This is a genomic window from Ruegeria sp. K7 (assembly GCF_056531785.1).
The window spans coordinates 1-15,844 of record NZ_JBQFMJ010000026.1 but is presented as its reverse complement, the minus strand read 5'-3'; the positions used below and the strand labels follow the sequence as shown (position 1 = coordinate 15,844).

Below are 15,844 nucleotides of genomic sequence, written 5' to 3'. Positions count from 1 at the left end.
AAAAGCGAACGCTGCCCCGTTGCCAGACATGTCGGCACTTAAGGATCGAGGAAGCCAGTGATTTATTCGGAATTCGCTACGCAGTCTGCAAGGGCATCGGTCGCATGGTGTTCCCTTCAGAACCTTTTCAAACAGATTCAGGCTATTGGAGGTCTTCTTCGTTCAGCTCTCGAACCTCGTCATCGGAGCGTTCCGTGCCGAGCCACCAAAGAATCAACTCGAGACACAGTGCAAGAATGACAGGACCGAGGAATACCCCAACGACTCCCCAAAAAAGTAGCCCGCCGATAGCGCCAAGAAAAACCAGAATTGCCGGCAAGTCCGCTCCGCGCGATACAACAAGTGCTTTTACGAGGTTGTCGGAAAGCCCAACCGCCACAAGCCCCCAGAGAACCATAAAGGTCGCCATGACCGACTGATCATTCATCCAAAGCCAGATCGAAAGTGGTGCCCAAATCAGGATCGGGCCGACTTGCAGAAGGCCAAGCATAAAGGTTGCGAACGCCAGGAGTGGCCAATGTGGCGCGCCGACGAGCCAGTATGCGAAAGCAGCTACACAGGCCTGTACAGCCGCTGATCCAAGAACACCAAGCACGGTATAGCGGATCGTTAGGATCGAGCGAGCACCAAGGTCGGCGACCCGCGTTCCTCCAAGTTTTAGTGCCGCCTTGCCTGCGAGCAGGCTGAGATACTGCGAGTTATGTAGAATTACTCCCGCAAGGATCAGGCCCAGCAAAAACTCTAAAACAAAATAACCGATTAACCGACCTTCGAACACAATTGTCGAGAGAAGCAAACGCAGATCGTCGCCAATCAAAGTGCGCAACGCCTCCAAGTCATCTCGTATTCCTATCCAAAGATCGCGCCAAGTTGCGGAGATACCGGCGGGAAGATCAACGCCAATCCATTCAAGGCTGTCTCTGTTTGCGGCGGCAATCGCTAATTCTGGCAAAATCCCTACAACGGAGCGAAAAAGTAACAACATCGGGACAAGTACGATGAGTATCAACCCGACGACAGTAAGGCCAGTCGCCAGTACACGTCTTTGTCCAAGTTGGTTTGTAAGCTGCGCATGAAAGGGCAAAATGGCGACCGAAATAAAAAGGGCCCATAACAATGCAGGAAGGAATGGGCTGAGCGTCAGCACCCCTAACAGGAATATTAGCGCAAGCCCCCCAAGTGGGAGAGCCTTTTGAACTATATCTCGCATGTCTGCGAGCATTTCGACCTCACTACGACCAATGAAACGCGCAGTACACTATGGCCATCATTTGGCTAGTGGCCACTATTTTTTTGAAGGAAGTAACTTGCGTGAAGATGCTATCAGAGTCTCAGAATTTGCGAAAGCGCAGAGCGGAGACAAAGGCATCATTGTCATTTCCCGCATGGCAGCCGTTCTTCAGATCTGATCGAATGATTGCGTCGAGCCCAAATCGGAGGTCCATCTTCAACTCTGGCTCTTCGGAGAAGCGCAGAACCGCGAGTATCCCAAGGAACAGGTTAGTTATCCGAGCAGTGCCCTGCCTGCCCTTCAGTATGCATTCTTCAGTTACAAACCGATTGACCTGCATACATTCCAAGCCCAGCGCCGGCTGCCGTAGCCAAGGCATTGCCTGTCCCGCCGCCGAAGCGATTTCCAACTATTCCACCAATAGCAGCACCACCTAAAACACCTCCGGCGCAACGAGCATCATGTTGGACTTGTGCCTGAGTTGGCGTTGCCGGTACTCCGCATGCGGTCAAGAAAATTGAGCTTCCGAGCAAGCTGGCTATCAGTGCCTTCTTCATCAGGATTTCCTCGTGATTTACCAAGTCTATTAGCTTTTTAGGTGGTCCGTGGCTGGCTATTACACAAGGCATAAACCGCTGTATGGACAAACGTTAACCTAATCTCAATAAAGGCTGCTAAAGACAAAGCTTCTGACGACCTGTGATAAAACTCAATTCGTTTATTCGCTTTGGCTTGTCAAATTGTAGCATTTTGTTTCGCTTTACCCTGCGCAAATGCCTTGCACTGCCCAAGCATAGTTATTCTGTCTGTGAACACTGCGGTGTTCAATGCAAAGGGCTGGTTTGTCCGCAGAGCGGTCGCTCGCGACATTTCGGCGATTGAACGCGCCGAGCCCTTTTCAGACTTTGGGTCAGGCGCAGCATCCGTTTCGAAGGGGGGTAGCAGCTTTTCGCTTCATCTGAATAAGCAATACTCTTACCGGCTTTCACTTCGCTAAAATAAAGTAATCGGCTTCACTGATGCGCCATAATACGGATGCTAAAATCCTGCGCAGAGAATGTTGGTTCATGCGAGGTGCGCGTTTTTTTGCGCACGGTGAAGGATTTGAAACATGGAGCTTCTGGCGTTGAAACCACTGACCTTGGCCGTCTTGGCGGCAGGGGGGTATGGCGTTGCAACCATCGGAATGAAACTGGCCTCAGCCGAATGGACGGCGGTGGCGCTCGCTCTGATTATTCTGGGGTTACTTGCCGCCACCCAGTCCGAGGTGGTGCTGATGCGTACAGTTCCACTTTCCGAGCTGTATCTAATAATAATTGCGCTTGAGACACTGATCGTACTGACCTACGCCTACAGTATCGGCGAAGGGCTAGAGCCGCGCGATTGGACAGGCGGCGCGCTCATATTCGCGGGGCTCGCGATCGTCTCGCACTGATCGGACATGGGGTGGCCGGCGCGATACGCTACGCTCGGGCCAACGATGACTTGTTTGCCCAATGGGGGCGGGAGCAATCTCTAAGTGTTCTGACGGCAACGGCGGGTATGTCCGCACAGCAGACCTTGAGCGTTCTTCGCCAAATGTCCGCTATGCGGACAAAGTGGACATTGCCATCTAGTAGACCCGGACGGAAGTCGAATGCTTCTTCGGGTCACATAAAACCTCTTCAGTGACTTTCACGGTTCGTTGTACCGGAGCGTGCATCTATAGGTTGCGCGCGCTTCGTTTTATTTGCAGACACGCTCGATGCCTCCCAAGATGTCTGCCTTATGCCAACAACCAGTCTTTAAGTTAAGCTGACCCAAGCCGCATTCCTTAAAGAGCTCTGCACGCACGCGGCCACAAATCTAACACCATTGAGCCCGTCATGAACCGTTGGATAAACAACCGATCCGTCAGATGAAATCCCATTTCGGAAGGCTTGGATTGCCTCAGCAGCCTCTCCATAGATATTGGCGAAACCTTCAAGGTACCCCTCGGGATGGCCCGGAGGGATTCTACTCAACCGATTGGCAGCGTCACCAGTTCCAGCTCCATTTCGGGTGATCAGACGCTTGGGTTCGTTGTATGGCGTGAACCAAAGGTAATTGGGATCTTCCTGAGACCACTCCAACCCACCTTTTTCACCATAGACGCGCAAACGAAGTGCGTTTTCGTTGCCGGGAGCCACCTGAGAAGACCAAAGCATACCCCGCGCTCCGCCTTCGAAGCGAAGTAATACGTGCGCGTTGTCATCGACTTTGCGCCCCGGCACAAAGGCCTGTAAGTCCGCCGCAACGCTTTCCGCTGTCAGCCCGGTTACAAAGCAAGCGAGGTTGTAAGCATGAGTCCCGATGTCACCGGTTGATCCACCCGCGCCCGAGCGTTCGGGATCGGTTCGCCACTCAGCCTGTTTGAAATCCTGCTGCTCAGTCAGCCAGTCCTGGGGGTATTCAACCTGAACCACGCGGGTCTTGCCAATATCTCCGTTAGCGACCATTTCACGCGCCTGCCGAACCATCGGATAGCCCGTGTAATTGTGGGTCAAAATGAATAGGGCATTCGCGCTTTCTGCTGCTTTGACCAGTTTTTTTGCATCGGCAAGAGTCGAGGTGAGTGGCTTGTCACAAATTACATGAATACCACGCTTCAGGAACTCACGCGCGGCTGCATAGTGGACGTGATTTGGCGTGACGATTGAGACCGCCTCGATCCCGGATTTCAGTCGGGCTTCCCTTATCGCCATTTGTTTGAAGTCTTCATAGACCCGTTCGAGCCCCAACGCCTGACCACTTTCAAGAGATTTCTCTGGCGTCGAAGACAATGCACCGGCAACCAGCTCGAACTTGTCGTCCAGTCGCGAGGCTATTCGATGGACACCCCCTATGAAGGCGTCGTTTCCGCCGCCAACCATACCAAGCCGAATGCGTCCTGAGGTTTCTTCACTGCGTCCTGTGACCATCACTCAATCCCCAGCATCTTACGATTGGCGGCTTCGTCTGCGCCACCATCAGCGAAATCATCAAAGGCTTTCTCGGTTACACGGATGATATGATCGGACACGAACTGAGCGCCTTCACGCGCTCCGTCCTCGGGGTGTTTGAGGCAGCATTCCCATTCGACCACAGCCCAGCCATCAAAGTCATTCGCGGCCATTTTTGAGAAGACCGCGCTGAAATCCACTTGGCCATCACCAAGCGACCGGAACCGCCCGGCACGATCGACCCAGCTTTGATATCCTGAGTAAACACCTTGCCGCCCAGTTGGGTTGAACTCGGCATCTTTCACATGGAACATGCGGATTCTATCTTTGTAGATGTCGATATTGTCCAGGTAATCGAGGCATTGCAGCACGTAGTGCGACGGGTCGTATAGCATGCAGGCCCGTGGGTGATTTCCCGTCCGATCCAGAAACATCTCATACGTCACACCATCGTGGAGGTCCTCTCCGGGGTGAATTTCGTAGCAGACATCGACACCGCAGTCTTCGGCGTGATTCAGGATCGGCACCCAACGGCGCGCCAGCTCATCAAACGCCGTTTCAATCAAGCCGGCAGGGCGTTGCGGCCAAGGATAGACATAGGGCCATGCCAGCGCGCCAGAGAATGTTGCATGTTCGGAAATGCCCAAGTTCTTTGATGCTGACAGTGCCTTTTTGACCTGGTCTACTGCCCATTCTTGTCGGGCTTTCGGGTTCCCCCGAACACTTGCGGCTGCAAAGCCATCAAACGCGCTGTCATAGGCTGGGTGAACGGCCACAAGCTGGCCCTGAAGATGCGTAGAAAGTTCGGTGACTTCGACGCCGTTTTCTTGGGCTTTTCCTTTGAAGTCATCGCAATAACCGGTGCTGGACGCGGCCTGTTCGAGGTCGAATAACCGGCCATCCCAACTGGGAACTTGAACTCCCTTGTATCCACAATCCGCCGCCCATTTGGTGATCGCTTCCCACGAATTGAACGGTGCTTCGTCTCCCGCAAATTGTGCCAGAAACAACGCTGGACCTTTGATCGTCTTCATAAAATTTCCTCCCCAAACCCTAAGCCTCTATGGCGGTAAATTTTCCTTCAGATAGATGTCGATACGGATGCGTTCCTGCGCTTTGTTGAATGGAACCTTGTCCTTAGTAGCGCGCAATAGACGGACGGCAGACCGAACAATATGCCCGGTGTCTTGCGAGATTAAGGCGTCAAATGTGCCAAGCCTAAGCGCCTCACGACTGAGTGGAGTAAGCTCATGTGCTATGATCACCAGATCTTTGCTGAACCTGTTCTCTGAAAGAAATTGTATCAGGCCCGCATTGCCCGCTGCTGACGAGTATATTCCGACCAGATCTGGATAGGTTTCAAAGATTTCGGGCATCATCCTGTAAATCAGATCCGGGTCATCCCGACCCTCGACAGACGCTACGACTTGGAGGTGCGGAAATTCCTCGGCCACAACAATATCAAAGCCTTGACGACGCTCGAGGTGGTCACGCGCCAAACGAGAGCCTGTAAGAACCAAGACCTTGCCGTCGCGATGCACAAATCGTCCCATCAGCTGAGCGGCGGTTCGTCCTGCCGAAACGTTATCGATTCCCACAAAGTGGTCTCGCTCAGAACTGGGCAAGTCAGACACCAAGGCGACCACTGGAACGCCTTTGTCCCTGAGCCTTTTTACAGCATCCCGGACAGAAGGCGTTTCGGGCCCAAAAACTGCGACTCCGTCTACATCCAAACTGTCGACAGCATCCAGAATGTTGACGATATCTTGCGGCTCAAACGGAGCGACCTTCCTTATCGCAATGCGGGTCCGCTCGATAAATTGGTCAGGGGATTGTTCTGCGATCTGACTGCTGATTGCCTCCACAAACTCGTTGTCAGTATCCGGCAGAACAAAGAGGAAGTTGTAGACTCGGTTTCTCGCAAGGTTGGCCGCAGCGGTGTCGCGCACATAGCCCAGCTCATCAATTGCCCTTTGTACTTTCTGTACAGTTACGGCCCGCACGCCGGGGCGTCTGTTCAAGACTCGGTCAACAGTTGCGAGACTGACACCCGCGACGCGCGCCAGGTCGTTTACGGTTGGCTTTTTCACCAATTCTAGTTTTTGTTTTTGGTCTTCCACGTGTTCTTCAGCCCTCAATCTCCCGCGCCAAGCCTTCAAACAATAAAGCAACAGCCTCAGCGCCGGGATCGTTATGTCCAACTAGGTTTTCTTCGGGAACATAGGCTGCCCGGCCCGCCTTCGCACGACGAATATTCGCGGTGTTGTTCGCGCCTTCGCGGGCAGCCTCGGCCGCATGCGTCAGACCAGATGGCAGTGCGGCAAGCGCCGGCGCCAGGGCGTCAATCATTGTCCTGTCACCGACCTTGGCACCCCCAACCTGGCTGACGCGATTCAAACCTTCGACCAGAGACTTCGGTACCGAAGCCCCGCTCGCACAGGCATCTCCAGCTGCATTGAAGAAGATTGCGAGTATCACACCAGAAGAACCACCCATTGTCTGGCTTAACTCATTGCCCAACGCTGGAAACAATTGCGTCAGATCAGCAAGCGGCATGCGATCAAGGCTACCTTGCAATGCTCTTGCGGCAGTCGCCAATGTGCTTCCTGTATCGCCATCTCCGGATTTCGCGTCCAGCTCGTTCAGGGTTTTCTCGGCGTTGATCAGCGACTCAGACAGCCGGGTGATCGTTTCCTTTGTTGCGGGATTGTTCGAAGGAATTGGATCGATTGGGGTCAGGCCATCAGGCAATGGTACAACTTTTATCGGGTCGACGGAATTGACGCCGGGCCAAGCCGCCAGGTCAACAGGAGCTTCAAGCGCAGATAAATCGTCTTGATCTACAGGCAGAATAGAAACAGAAAACCCGTGCATATCCAGCGATGTCATCATTGGTGCCGGGCCAATTATATGATGGGCAATACCAGTCTCGGACAACGCATGCGTGAGGACAGCCATTTCCAGCGGAGTTGTAGATCCGAGGTTGTTGACCAACGCTACACAATCCCCAGACCCAACCCTTAGCTTCAGCTTCTCCACCACCGTGGACATGGCCGAAACAGCATTTGAGAATTCGACTTGCTGTACGCCGGGCTCGCCGTGGATGCCCAAGCCGAGCTCCGCTTTGCCGGGTGCGATCCGGTCTTCTTTCGGAGACCCGGGAACGGTGCAGGTGTCCAAGCTCATACCAATGCTGACGACCTTTGCTATGGTGCGTCTTGCTGCGGCGGTGACCGTGTCTAGATCAGCACCGCTTTCAGCAAGCGCTCCGGCTATTTTGTGAACGAACAACGTACCCGCCACGCCACGTGGTTGCGGAAGGTCGGGCAGGGCGATGTCATCGTCGACGACGACCATTTCAACCTTGCGGCCCAATGCACGGGCCCGTTCCGCTGCCAGTCCAAAGTTCAACCGATCTCCGGTGTAATTCTTGACGATCAGCAGGCATCCAACCTCACCCGTGACAGCAAGAATGCCCGCCAGAACCGCCTCCACCGATGGCGAGGCGAACACTTCACCGCAAACCGCAGCTGTCAGCATACCAGCGCCAACAAAACCTGCATGGGCGGGTTCGTGACCAGACCCTCCGCCAGAAACCAAGGCGACTTTCGACTTGTCCCAGTCCGATCTGTAAACAACCTTGATGTGCGGGTAGCCGTCCAACCGAGTAAGTCGTCCCCCGGAGGAGGCCAAAAGGCCGTCTATGGCCTCTGTCACCAAGGTTTCTTTAGTATTGAGGAACTGGGCCATGCTTTTGCTCCTTATTTCACTCGCGCGCCGGACGCGTCAAAATACAATGGGTTGTGTGGGCGGATTTTTATGATTTTTCCTGAGGGATAGTCCTGATGGACATCAATCAAAGTCACAACAGGGTGACCATTCAAGTCCAGGTGCAGCCGCGTTTGATCCCCCAGATGCTCAGCACGTATCACACGCGCTTCACGGCCTTCGCCTTCAATTATGTTTTCCGGGCGAAGACCAATCTGTGGGCCTTTGTGATCGCCTCCGAACAACTCGGACGGCAGGATGTTTATCCGTGGCAGGCCCAACCTGCTGGCTACGTAAACACTGCCCGGATTTTCATAAATGTCGCGAGGGGTACCGTACTGGACTAGCCTACCGTTTTCCAAAACGCCGATATGCGTCGCCATTGTCATGGCTTCGACCTGATCATGGGTCACGTAGAGTAAGGTTGATCCCAGATCTGCCTGAATTCTCTTCAGCTCTACCCGCAAATCCGCCCGAAGCTTGGCGTCCAAAGAGCTGAGGGGTTCATCCATCAGGAATATCTGGGGGTCGCGCACAAGCGCCCGTCCAATTGAAACGCGCTGCATTTCGCCGCCAGACAGTTCAGTGGCTTTGTTGTCCAGTTTGTGCGGGATCTGGAGGATCTCCGAGACTTCGTTAACCTTCCTGGCGATCTCATCCTCTGGTGTCTTCAGGATCGGCGAACGCAAAGGGAAAGACAGGTTTTCACGCACTGTCATATGCGGGTACAGCGAGTATTGCTGGAAGACCATGGCTATATCGCGCTGGGCTGGCGTTTCTATTCCAACATCTCGCCCGGCTATACGCACCGTTCCTGAATCCAGTTTCTCAAGTCCGGATATCAATCTCAGCGTCGTTGTTTTTCCCGCACCAGTTGGACCCAACAACACCACAAAGGCACCGTTGGGGATCGTCATTGAAATATCATCCACCGCTTTAAGATTGCCGAATGACTTCGAGATATTCTCCAAAACGACTTCAGCCATTGCTTAGTACCTCGTCGTTCAGAGCGGATCTCAAAGCGCGCCCGGTAGATTTTTCAAATAGGGTTACTGCGGGAGAGCGGAACTCCAATCCTACTGTTTCACCGGGACTGACGACTTCGCGTGCATCAATCCGGGCTTTCAGTTCTCCGTTCGGGCTTTGCAGCGTCACGATCTGAGTGGTTCCCAGATATTCCGCTGCCAGAACCTTGGCCCGGTAGGCGCTCGCATCCGACAGAAAAACATGTTCGGGACGGACACCAAAAACCAATTCACCTTCGGCCCCTTCCATCAGCTTGGGCACGGCTTCGTCATGGCCATTCAGTCGGACCATTTCCGAGCCGGGTTCGACCTTTCCCTGAAACGGCAGGAAGTTCATCGAAGGAGACCCAATAAAATCCGCCACGAACATCGTAGCCGGCTTGTCGTAGATTTCCTGAGGTGTGCCGAATTGCTCGATCACAGCGTTGTTCATCACTACGATCTTGTCCCCCATTTGCATGGCTTCCAACTGATCGTGTGTAACGTAAACGGTGGTTGCGCCCATGCGATCATGAAGCGCGCGCAGTTCTTCGGCCATGTGCTCACGAAATTCGGCATCCAGGGCACCAAGAGGTTCGTCCATCATGAACGCCTTGGGTTCGCGAACAATCGCGCGTCCAAGCGCTACACGCTGCCTGTCGCCGCCTGAAAGCCCACCTACTGGGCTATCCAGTATGTCGTTTATCCCTAAAATTCCGGCGACTTCCTCGACTTTGGCTTTTACGGCGGGGCGCGGCATACCCTGCGATATTAGCGGGTAGCTGATGTTCTTGCGCACGTTCATGTGAGGATACAGCGCGAACATCTGGAACACGAAGGCAATGTCTCGCTCCGACGGTGGCCGCTGGCTGATTTCTTCTCCGTCCAGATAGATTTCACCCGATGTTGGAAGTTCCAATCCCGCGATCATCCGTAGAGTCGTCGTCTTTCCGCAACCGGATGGCCCCAGCAGCATGAAAAACTCACCGTCTTCAATCGTGAACGAGCTTTCGCGGACAGCCGTGAAATTGCCGAACATCTTTTTTACGTTTTGGACTACGATCTGGGCCATTTCTACTCCGGGAAATGGCTGACGATGATAAACATGACGGTTCCGATCAACGTGACGATGAAAGAATAGGTGAAGGCCCACAGGACAAAGGGCTGCATCAGCATGAAGACACCCAGTGCGATAAGGATAGTTGCGACCATCTCCCATGGGCCGCGGCGGAGCCGCATCAATCCGGTTAGAAAATCACTCATTTGCGCACGGCTCCGAATGTGATCCCACGCAGCAAATGTTTGCGCATCAGGATGGTGAAAATCATGACCGGGATTAGGAATATGGTGGCGCCAGCCGCCACGGCAGGCCAGTCCAGGCCACCGATACCGATAATGGTCGGGATGAAGGGCGGTGCAGTCTGAGCATTCGCAGATGTCAGCAGCACAGCAAACGCATACTCATTCCAGGCGAAGATCAGGCAAAAGATAGCTGTCGAAGCGATGCCCGTTGCGGCTTGTGGCAGCACGACTTTGTAGAAAGCCTGAAAGCGTGTGTAGCCATCTATTAGAGCCGCTTCTTCGTACTCTCTTGGGATTTCGTCGATGAACCCTTTTAGCAACCAGACCGCCAAGGAAATATTCACGCCCGTATACAACAGGATCATTCCCAGATGCGTATCGCTCAATCCAAGGTTTCTGAACATCAGGAAAATTGGGATGGCAACGGCGACCGGGGGCATCATCCTCGTACTGAGGATGAAGAACAGTAGATCGTCCTTAAGCGGGACTTTAAACCTGCTGAACGCATAGGCGGCCAGTGTGCCAAGGAAGATACTCAAGAAAGTTGAACCAAATCCGATGATAACCGAATTCATAAAACGCTCACCGAACTTTGATGGCCCAACAATCACCATGTCGTATTGGCGCACGATCTCATCGGCCCAGTTCTGCGGTGGGTTGGCTTCTAGAAATTCATGCGTCTGCCGCGTGCGAGTGGTGAAGAGATTGACGTAGCCTTCAAGCGTTGGGTCAAAGACAACCTTTGGCGGGTAGCTAATCGCATCGGCCGGGGACTTGAAGCCGGTCAGCAAGATCCACACCAGCGGGATCATCGTGATCAGCGCATAGGTGATGACCAGAAAACCGGCGATCCACTTGGAACGGTTCGAGGGTTCGGTGACGGAAAAACTGCTCATCTCTGTTTCACCTTGTTCAGGGCTTTGACGTAGATCGACGCAAGGCCGAACACGGTGACGAAAAGGATGATCGCATAGGCTGACGCATAGCCCGTACGCCATTTCTCAAAGGCTTCGCGTTTCAGGTTGATCGAAGTGAGTTCCGTTACAGAACCGGGTCCTCCGCCGGTTAGCTGAACCACGAGGTCGAACATCTTGAAGTTCTCGATGCCTCGAAACAGCACAGCAAGCATCAGGAACGGCAAGACCATCGGGATGGTAATCGTGAAGAACTGTCGCAGCTTGCTGGCCCTGTCGATCTCAGCCGCCTCGTAGATGTAGTCGGGAATACTACGCAGCCCGGCCAGACAGATCAGCATCACGAATGGGGTCCACATCCAAGTGTCGACAATCACAATCGCCCATGGGGCCAACGTGACTGATCCCAGCATTTCAAAGCTCGACGGATCCTTGCCGGTGAACCAGGACACGATGTAATTGAACAAGCCGATTTGAGGTTGATACAGGAACTTCCAGAAGTTACCGACAACGGCCGGGGACAACATCATTGGCAACACGATAATCGTGGTCCAAAGATCGTTGCCCTTGAATTTCTTGTTGATCAACCACGCCAGAGTAAACCCGATCAGGACCTGGAAAAAGATCGTCCAGAACAGGAAATGCGCGGTGGCCTGCATGTTCAGCCAGGTGTCCGAGTCTGTCAGGATACGCTCGTAATTCCTGAAACCGACATCTTTGACTTCACGCCCGATCCGGTTGGCCTTGTAGTTGGTAAAGCTCAGTTGGATAGTCCAGATCAACGGAAAGATGTTGATCGCCAGCAATAGAAAGATCGTCGGCGAGATGAATATCCAGGCGATCGCACGGTCGGACAATCCTCGGATTTTTCGCGCAACTCGCTCTGGCGTTGCCCGCGCAACGCGATCTACGGTCCTGTCAGACATCTCTTTGCCAGTTCTTCTTGTTGGTTTAGGACTCACGGGTGAAGGTGGAGCGGGATTGCGCCCGCTCCTGCCTGTGTCCGGATTACAGCTTGCCTTCGTCTTCGAAGACTTCCGTCCAATCTTCGATCAGAAGATCCAACGCTTCCTGAGCTGTACCTTGGTCAGCTACAACGTAGTCGTGGATGCGTTTCTGCATTGCCAGCAGAAGTTCCGCATAGGCAGGCTCTTGCCAGAAATCCTGCACACCGCCCATTGCTTCCAGGAAGTCACCGGCGAAAGGCTGGCTGTCTACGAAACCGGGATCTTCCAGCACCGAGTTATGTGCGGAGTAGCCGCCCAGCTCCCACCATTTGGCCTGCACTTCTGGCTGCGCGAACCACTTAATGTACTCAAGAGCGGCGTCCTGTTTGTCAGAGTAGCTGACAACCGAGATACCTTGTCCGCCCAGCGTCGAACCTGCCTGATTTTGGGGTGGGTTCACGAAGAAGTCGATTTTGTCACCGCCGGTATTGGGGTCGGCATAAAGACCTGGGAAGAACGCGAACCAGTTCATTGCCATGGCGACCTGACCGGATTTAAAGGCGTCCAAGCTCTCACCCATGTAAGAGTTTGTATACCCCGGAGGCGTCGCCGTTTCGTAGAATTCCTTGTAGAACTCCAGAGCTTCAACCGCTTGGGGTGAGTTTACCGCGCCTTCCATGTCATATGAGCCCGGGGTGTTTTCGTATTTGAAGCCCCAGGGATAAAGCGCTCCGGTCACACCCATGGTGATCCCTTCAGAGCCACGCTCGGTAAAGATCGCTGCCCCGTACACCGTCTTGCCGTCGATCTCACGTCCTTGGAAGAACTGTGCGATCTGCAATAGTTCTTTCTGAGATTGAGGTTCGCGCAAATCTTGTCCAGTCGCCTCTTTGTATGCGGCTTGGATTTCAGGGTTTTCGAACCAGTCCTTACGATAGAACCAACCATTCGCATCGCCCATCGCAGGCAGGGCATAGTAGTTTGGTGTGCCCTTGGGCCAAGTTGAATAAGCGTAGACAGTGGCTGGCGCAAAATCGTCCATGCTGATGCCTTCAGCATCGAAGAATTCGTTTAGTTGAACATAGTGACCGTTTTCAGCGCCACCGCCGATCCATTGGCTATCACCAATCAGCAGGTCGCAGAGCTTACCCCCAGAGTTCAACTCATTCAGCATCCGGTCCGCAAAATTTGGCCAGGGAACAAATTCGAAGTTCATCGAGTGGCCGGATTCTGCTTCGAATTCCTTAGATAGCTCGACAAGCGCGTTGGCCGGGTCCCATGCAGCCCAACAGAGCGTCAGATCTTCAGCATTTGCCTTGGTAGAAAGAGTAGTAGCGGCAAGGACTATTGCGCTGGCAGAGGCCAGTTTTGTGTAAGTCATCCATTCCTCCCTTTTTGCGCCGTCAATCGAGGATGTGCGAATCGCGGCATACCTCCAAGGCTATTTGAGGTACGCACCTCAAGTCCAGAATTTTTTGAGGTTCGTACCTCAGGTAGCCTAGTAAGGTTGTTAACGCCGCTTTTTAGTCATTGATTTTATTTAGTTTACTTATTTGCGTTGATGCGCATGTATATTTGGCAGTTAGGATTTATGAGGCCCTATTGACCAAAATTGGTTCAGCCCGCAATCGCGGCAATAATGTGTCCAGCAGGTTTAGCGAACACGCTTTTGAAGCACTCACAGATTATTTGGTCGATACCTTGGAGAATTGGAGATAGCGTCAAACAGCACGGGCCACGCAGGATCGTGTATAACTCGTTTGGTCAGGTGCAGACGTATGAACACGCTCTCTATCGTCAGATTGAACCGGTACCCAATAAAAGGCTTGAGTGCTGAGCCCATGCAAAGCGTGACGCTACGAGCGGGAGAGGGGATTCCTGGTGATCGCCTGTTCGGATTCGCGCGCTACAACTCCGGTTTCGACGCGCAAAACCCTCAGCCACTGCCGAAAGATCGCTTTGTTGTTTTGTTGAATGAAGCTGCGCTTGCAGGCGTTAAGGCAAATTTTGATATTGAGACCCAATATCTTGAGATCAAAGCGAGCGGCAAAACACAAAGCTTTAATATGCAAGCACCAGAAGATCGGATGAATGCGGTAAGTTTCCTGTCTTCAGAGATCGACCTAAAAGACCTCGAACCACCAAATTTCGTTTCGTCTGCTCCGCATCGGTTTACAGATGTATCTGTCGTGTCACCTAAAATGATGAACGCGATATCCGTTCTAAATCTGGCGTCTGTGGAAAAGTTAGGTGAAAAACTGAACGCGGAAGTCCACCCAGCGCGCTTCCGGGCGAATATCGAGATGGACGGTATGCCCCCATTTTCTGAGTTGGATGAAGCTGGATCAGTTTTTAGATTTGGCGATGTTGAGTTAAATATACTCTCACGTACGAAAAGGTGTGCAGCCACTGAAGTGAACCCGGAAACGGCTAAGCGGGACCTGAAGATACCCTATCTAATTCGGAAGTTGATGGGTCATACGGACATGGGTGTCTATGTTGAGGTTGCTAAAGGCGGAGCGTTGAGAGTCGGCCAAATTGGGGAGATGTTGAATTGAGTTTTACTCACCCCGCCAGAGTGGCAGTCACAGGCGGTTTGTCCCGCGTTCTCTCAACTAATTTGTGTCTACGCTTTCGCCAGTCGTTTTCTTGCTCGCCCAGCCTAGTGAATGTGACTCCCTGAAAAAACGATGCTCCAGATGAAGCATGTAATTGACCGAACCTGGAAAGTTTACCAAGATCGTTTTTTGCGGATTTCTCTGACCTCTTCCCAGGCTTGGGAGGAAAGATGGGCTTCGACCGGCTACCGATTGCGCTAATTGCAGCCATCGAATTCGTCGGTACCATCGTTATTGCTCTTTTGGGCATACGCACTGGGCGCAACTATCTTGCCTTTGCCTTCGCAATCATCGGCGCAACCCTCCTAATTGACATGCCGTCGCTACTGGCAGCAGATGGACCTGATCTCATTTCTGATCTTCGTAGCCTGTTCTGGGCGTTGCTGAACGGCTCGCTTTTCGTTCTCTACATCATCTTCGGCCACACGATTTCCGTAGGTGGCGCGTCGGGCGGTGTGGAGCGCCTTGGCGCTGTCATGACAGCGGCCTTGATATTCGTGATGCCCATCGGTTTCCCGCAAGCCCTCGACGATTTTGGTGCGCCTTCGCTTGTACTGGCCGGGATCGGCGTCGGCATCTGTTCCTCGTTCATCTCCTATGTCTGCGATCAGCTCGCGATGGCCCGCTTGCCACGTGCCAGCTTCGCGTTACTTCTAGCTCATCTGCCAGCGACCGCCACGATCATAGTCGCGACGGTCCTGCGTCAGGTTCCGAGCGCTGTGGATGTCCTCGGCGTGCTCCTCGTCATGATTGGCGTAGCCGTTCACAAATCCGCGTCGATGCGGTCTGCAGGTGTCGACGGCGACTAGAATCTGCCATTCGCTGCAACCTGACGAACGAGCAGGTTGCGCTCAGCGCAGTTGTTGGCGGCAACGTGTCAGAATGGCGGTTTCGGACCGTCCGTACAAGGGAGAGTGGTGCTGGGGAATGGATTTTTGCCGCGGATCTGGAGGTATTAGGCAACGCAAGGACCGTGCCAACGGATCGAATACAAATGTTCTAATAGCACGACATGCTTCACGCCTGTCCTAAGCGGCGCTAGTCTCCGGTCATGGCAACGCTGAAAGGAGCCGCCCAATGTCCCTCTTCTCTAAACTCTT

The 15,844-nt window shown here is 53.3% G+C and carries 16 protein-coding genes; 4 read left to right on the top strand and 12 right to left on the bottom strand.

Features of this window, described 5'->3' with window-relative positions; translation table 11 throughout:
• Window positions 1–142: 142 nt before the first annotated feature.
• On the bottom strand, window positions 143–1,210 hold the full coding sequence (locus tag ACR0FE_RS22700) for an AI-2E family transporter (protein WP_480915445.1): 1,068 nt from the start codon (window positions 1,208–1,210) through the stop codon (window positions 143–145).
• 31 nt (window positions 1,211–1,241) lie between these two features.
• Here ACR0FE_RS22700 and ACR0FE_RS22695 point away from each other — a divergent pair, with 31 nt between their 5' ends.
• Complete coding sequence (locus ACR0FE_RS22695; protein WP_480915424.1) at window positions 1,242–1,409, top strand: hypothetical protein; 168 nt, start codon at window positions 1,242–1,244, stop codon at window positions 1,407–1,409.
• A 136-nt stretch (window positions 1,410–1,545) separates the two neighbouring features.
• On the opposite strand, the gene ACR0FE_RS22690 is transcribed toward ACR0FE_RS22695, so the two are convergent.
• The gene (locus tag ACR0FE_RS22690; protein ID WP_480491811.1) at window positions 1,546–1,644 is read right to left on the bottom strand and encodes a hypothetical protein; all 99 of its coding nucleotides are present in this window, start codon (window positions 1,642–1,644) and stop codon (window positions 1,546–1,548) included.
• 698 nt (window positions 1,645–2,342) lie between these two features.
• Here ACR0FE_RS22690 and ACR0FE_RS22685 point away from each other — a divergent pair.
• Entirely contained in the window at window positions 2,343–2,666 is a 324-nt protein-coding gene (locus ACR0FE_RS22685) for a 5-aminolevulinate synthase (RefSeq protein WP_170615128.1), read from the top strand.
• A 349-nt stretch (window positions 2,667–3,015) separates the two neighbouring features.
• Here the strand turns inward: ACR0FE_RS22685 and ACR0FE_RS22680 are convergent, their stop codons facing one another.
• From ACR0FE_RS22680 to ACR0FE_RS22635, 10 genes are all read right to left on the bottom strand, one after another.
• The gene (locus tag ACR0FE_RS22680; protein ID WP_480915422.1) at window positions 3,016–4,170 is read right to left on the bottom strand and encodes a Gfo/Idh/MocA family protein; all 1,155 of its coding nucleotides are present in this window, start codon (window positions 4,168–4,170) and stop codon (window positions 3,016–3,018) included.
• Window positions 4,170–5,225 carry a sugar phosphate isomerase/epimerase family protein gene (locus tag ACR0FE_RS22675; RefSeq protein WP_480915420.1) on the bottom strand — a complete coding sequence of 352 codons (1,056 nt, stop codon included), beginning with the start codon at window positions 5,223–5,225 and terminating at the stop codon, window positions 4,170–4,172. Before ACR0FE_RS22675 ends, ACR0FE_RS22680 begins: the two co-directional genes overlap by 1 nt.
• A gap of 27 nt (window positions 5,226–5,252) precedes the next feature.
• A complete protein-coding gene (locus tag ACR0FE_RS22670; protein WP_480915418.1) occupies window positions 5,253–6,311 on the bottom strand; it encodes a LacI family DNA-binding transcriptional regulator in 1,059 nt (352 codons plus the stop codon).
• A gap of 7 nt (window positions 6,312–6,318) precedes the next feature.
• On the bottom strand, window positions 6,319–7,941 hold the full coding sequence (locus tag ACR0FE_RS22665) for a dihydroxyacetone kinase subunit DhaK (protein ID WP_480915416.1): 1,623 nt from the start codon (window positions 7,939–7,941) through the stop codon (window positions 6,319–6,321).
• An 11-nt stretch (window positions 7,942–7,952) separates the two neighbouring features.
• On the bottom strand, window positions 7,953–8,945 hold the full coding sequence (locus ACR0FE_RS22660) for an ABC transporter ATP-binding protein (protein WP_480915414.1): 993 nt from the start codon (window positions 8,943–8,945) through the stop codon (window positions 7,953–7,955).
• Entirely contained in the window at window positions 8,938–10,035 is a 1,098-nt protein-coding gene (locus ACR0FE_RS22655) for an ABC transporter ATP-binding protein (RefSeq protein ID WP_480527090.1), read from the bottom strand. The genes ACR0FE_RS22660 and ACR0FE_RS22655 overlap by 8 nt, the downstream gene beginning before the upstream one ends.
• Window positions 10,036–10,037: 2 nt before the next feature.
• A complete protein-coding gene (locus ACR0FE_RS22650) occupies window positions 10,038–10,226 on the bottom strand; it encodes a hypothetical protein (RefSeq protein ID WP_010442360.1) in 189 nt (62 codons plus the stop codon).
• On the bottom strand, window positions 10,223–11,161 hold the full coding sequence (locus ACR0FE_RS22645) for a carbohydrate ABC transporter permease (RefSeq protein WP_480915412.1): 939 nt from the start codon (window positions 11,159–11,161) through the stop codon (window positions 10,223–10,225). Before ACR0FE_RS22645 ends, ACR0FE_RS22650 begins: the two co-directional genes overlap by 4 nt.
• Window positions 11,158–12,105: a carbohydrate ABC transporter permease gene (locus tag ACR0FE_RS22640; RefSeq protein WP_480915410.1), complete on the bottom strand. Its 948-nt coding sequence runs from the start codon at window positions 12,103–12,105 to the stop codon at window positions 11,158–11,160. The genes ACR0FE_RS22645 and ACR0FE_RS22640 overlap by 4 nt, the downstream gene beginning before the upstream one ends.
• 82 nt (window positions 12,106–12,187) lie before the next feature.
• A complete protein-coding gene (locus ACR0FE_RS22635) occupies window positions 12,188–13,507 on the bottom strand; it encodes an ABC transporter substrate-binding protein (protein ID WP_480915407.1) in 1,320 nt (439 codons plus the stop codon).
• A gap of 397 nt (window positions 13,508–13,904) precedes the next feature.
• Here ACR0FE_RS22635 and ACR0FE_RS22630 point away from each other — a divergent pair, with 397 nt between their 5' ends.
• A complete protein-coding gene (locus ACR0FE_RS22630; protein ID WP_480915405.1) occupies window positions 13,905–14,684 on the top strand; it encodes an MOSC domain-containing protein in 780 nt (259 codons plus the stop codon).
• A gap of 230 nt (window positions 14,685–14,914) precedes the next feature.
• Complete coding sequence (locus ACR0FE_RS22625; RefSeq protein ID WP_480915403.1) at window positions 14,915–15,553, top strand: EamA family transporter; 639 nt, start codon at window positions 14,915–14,917, stop codon at window positions 15,551–15,553.
• The last annotated feature ends 291 nt before the right edge of the window (window positions 15,554–15,844 follow it).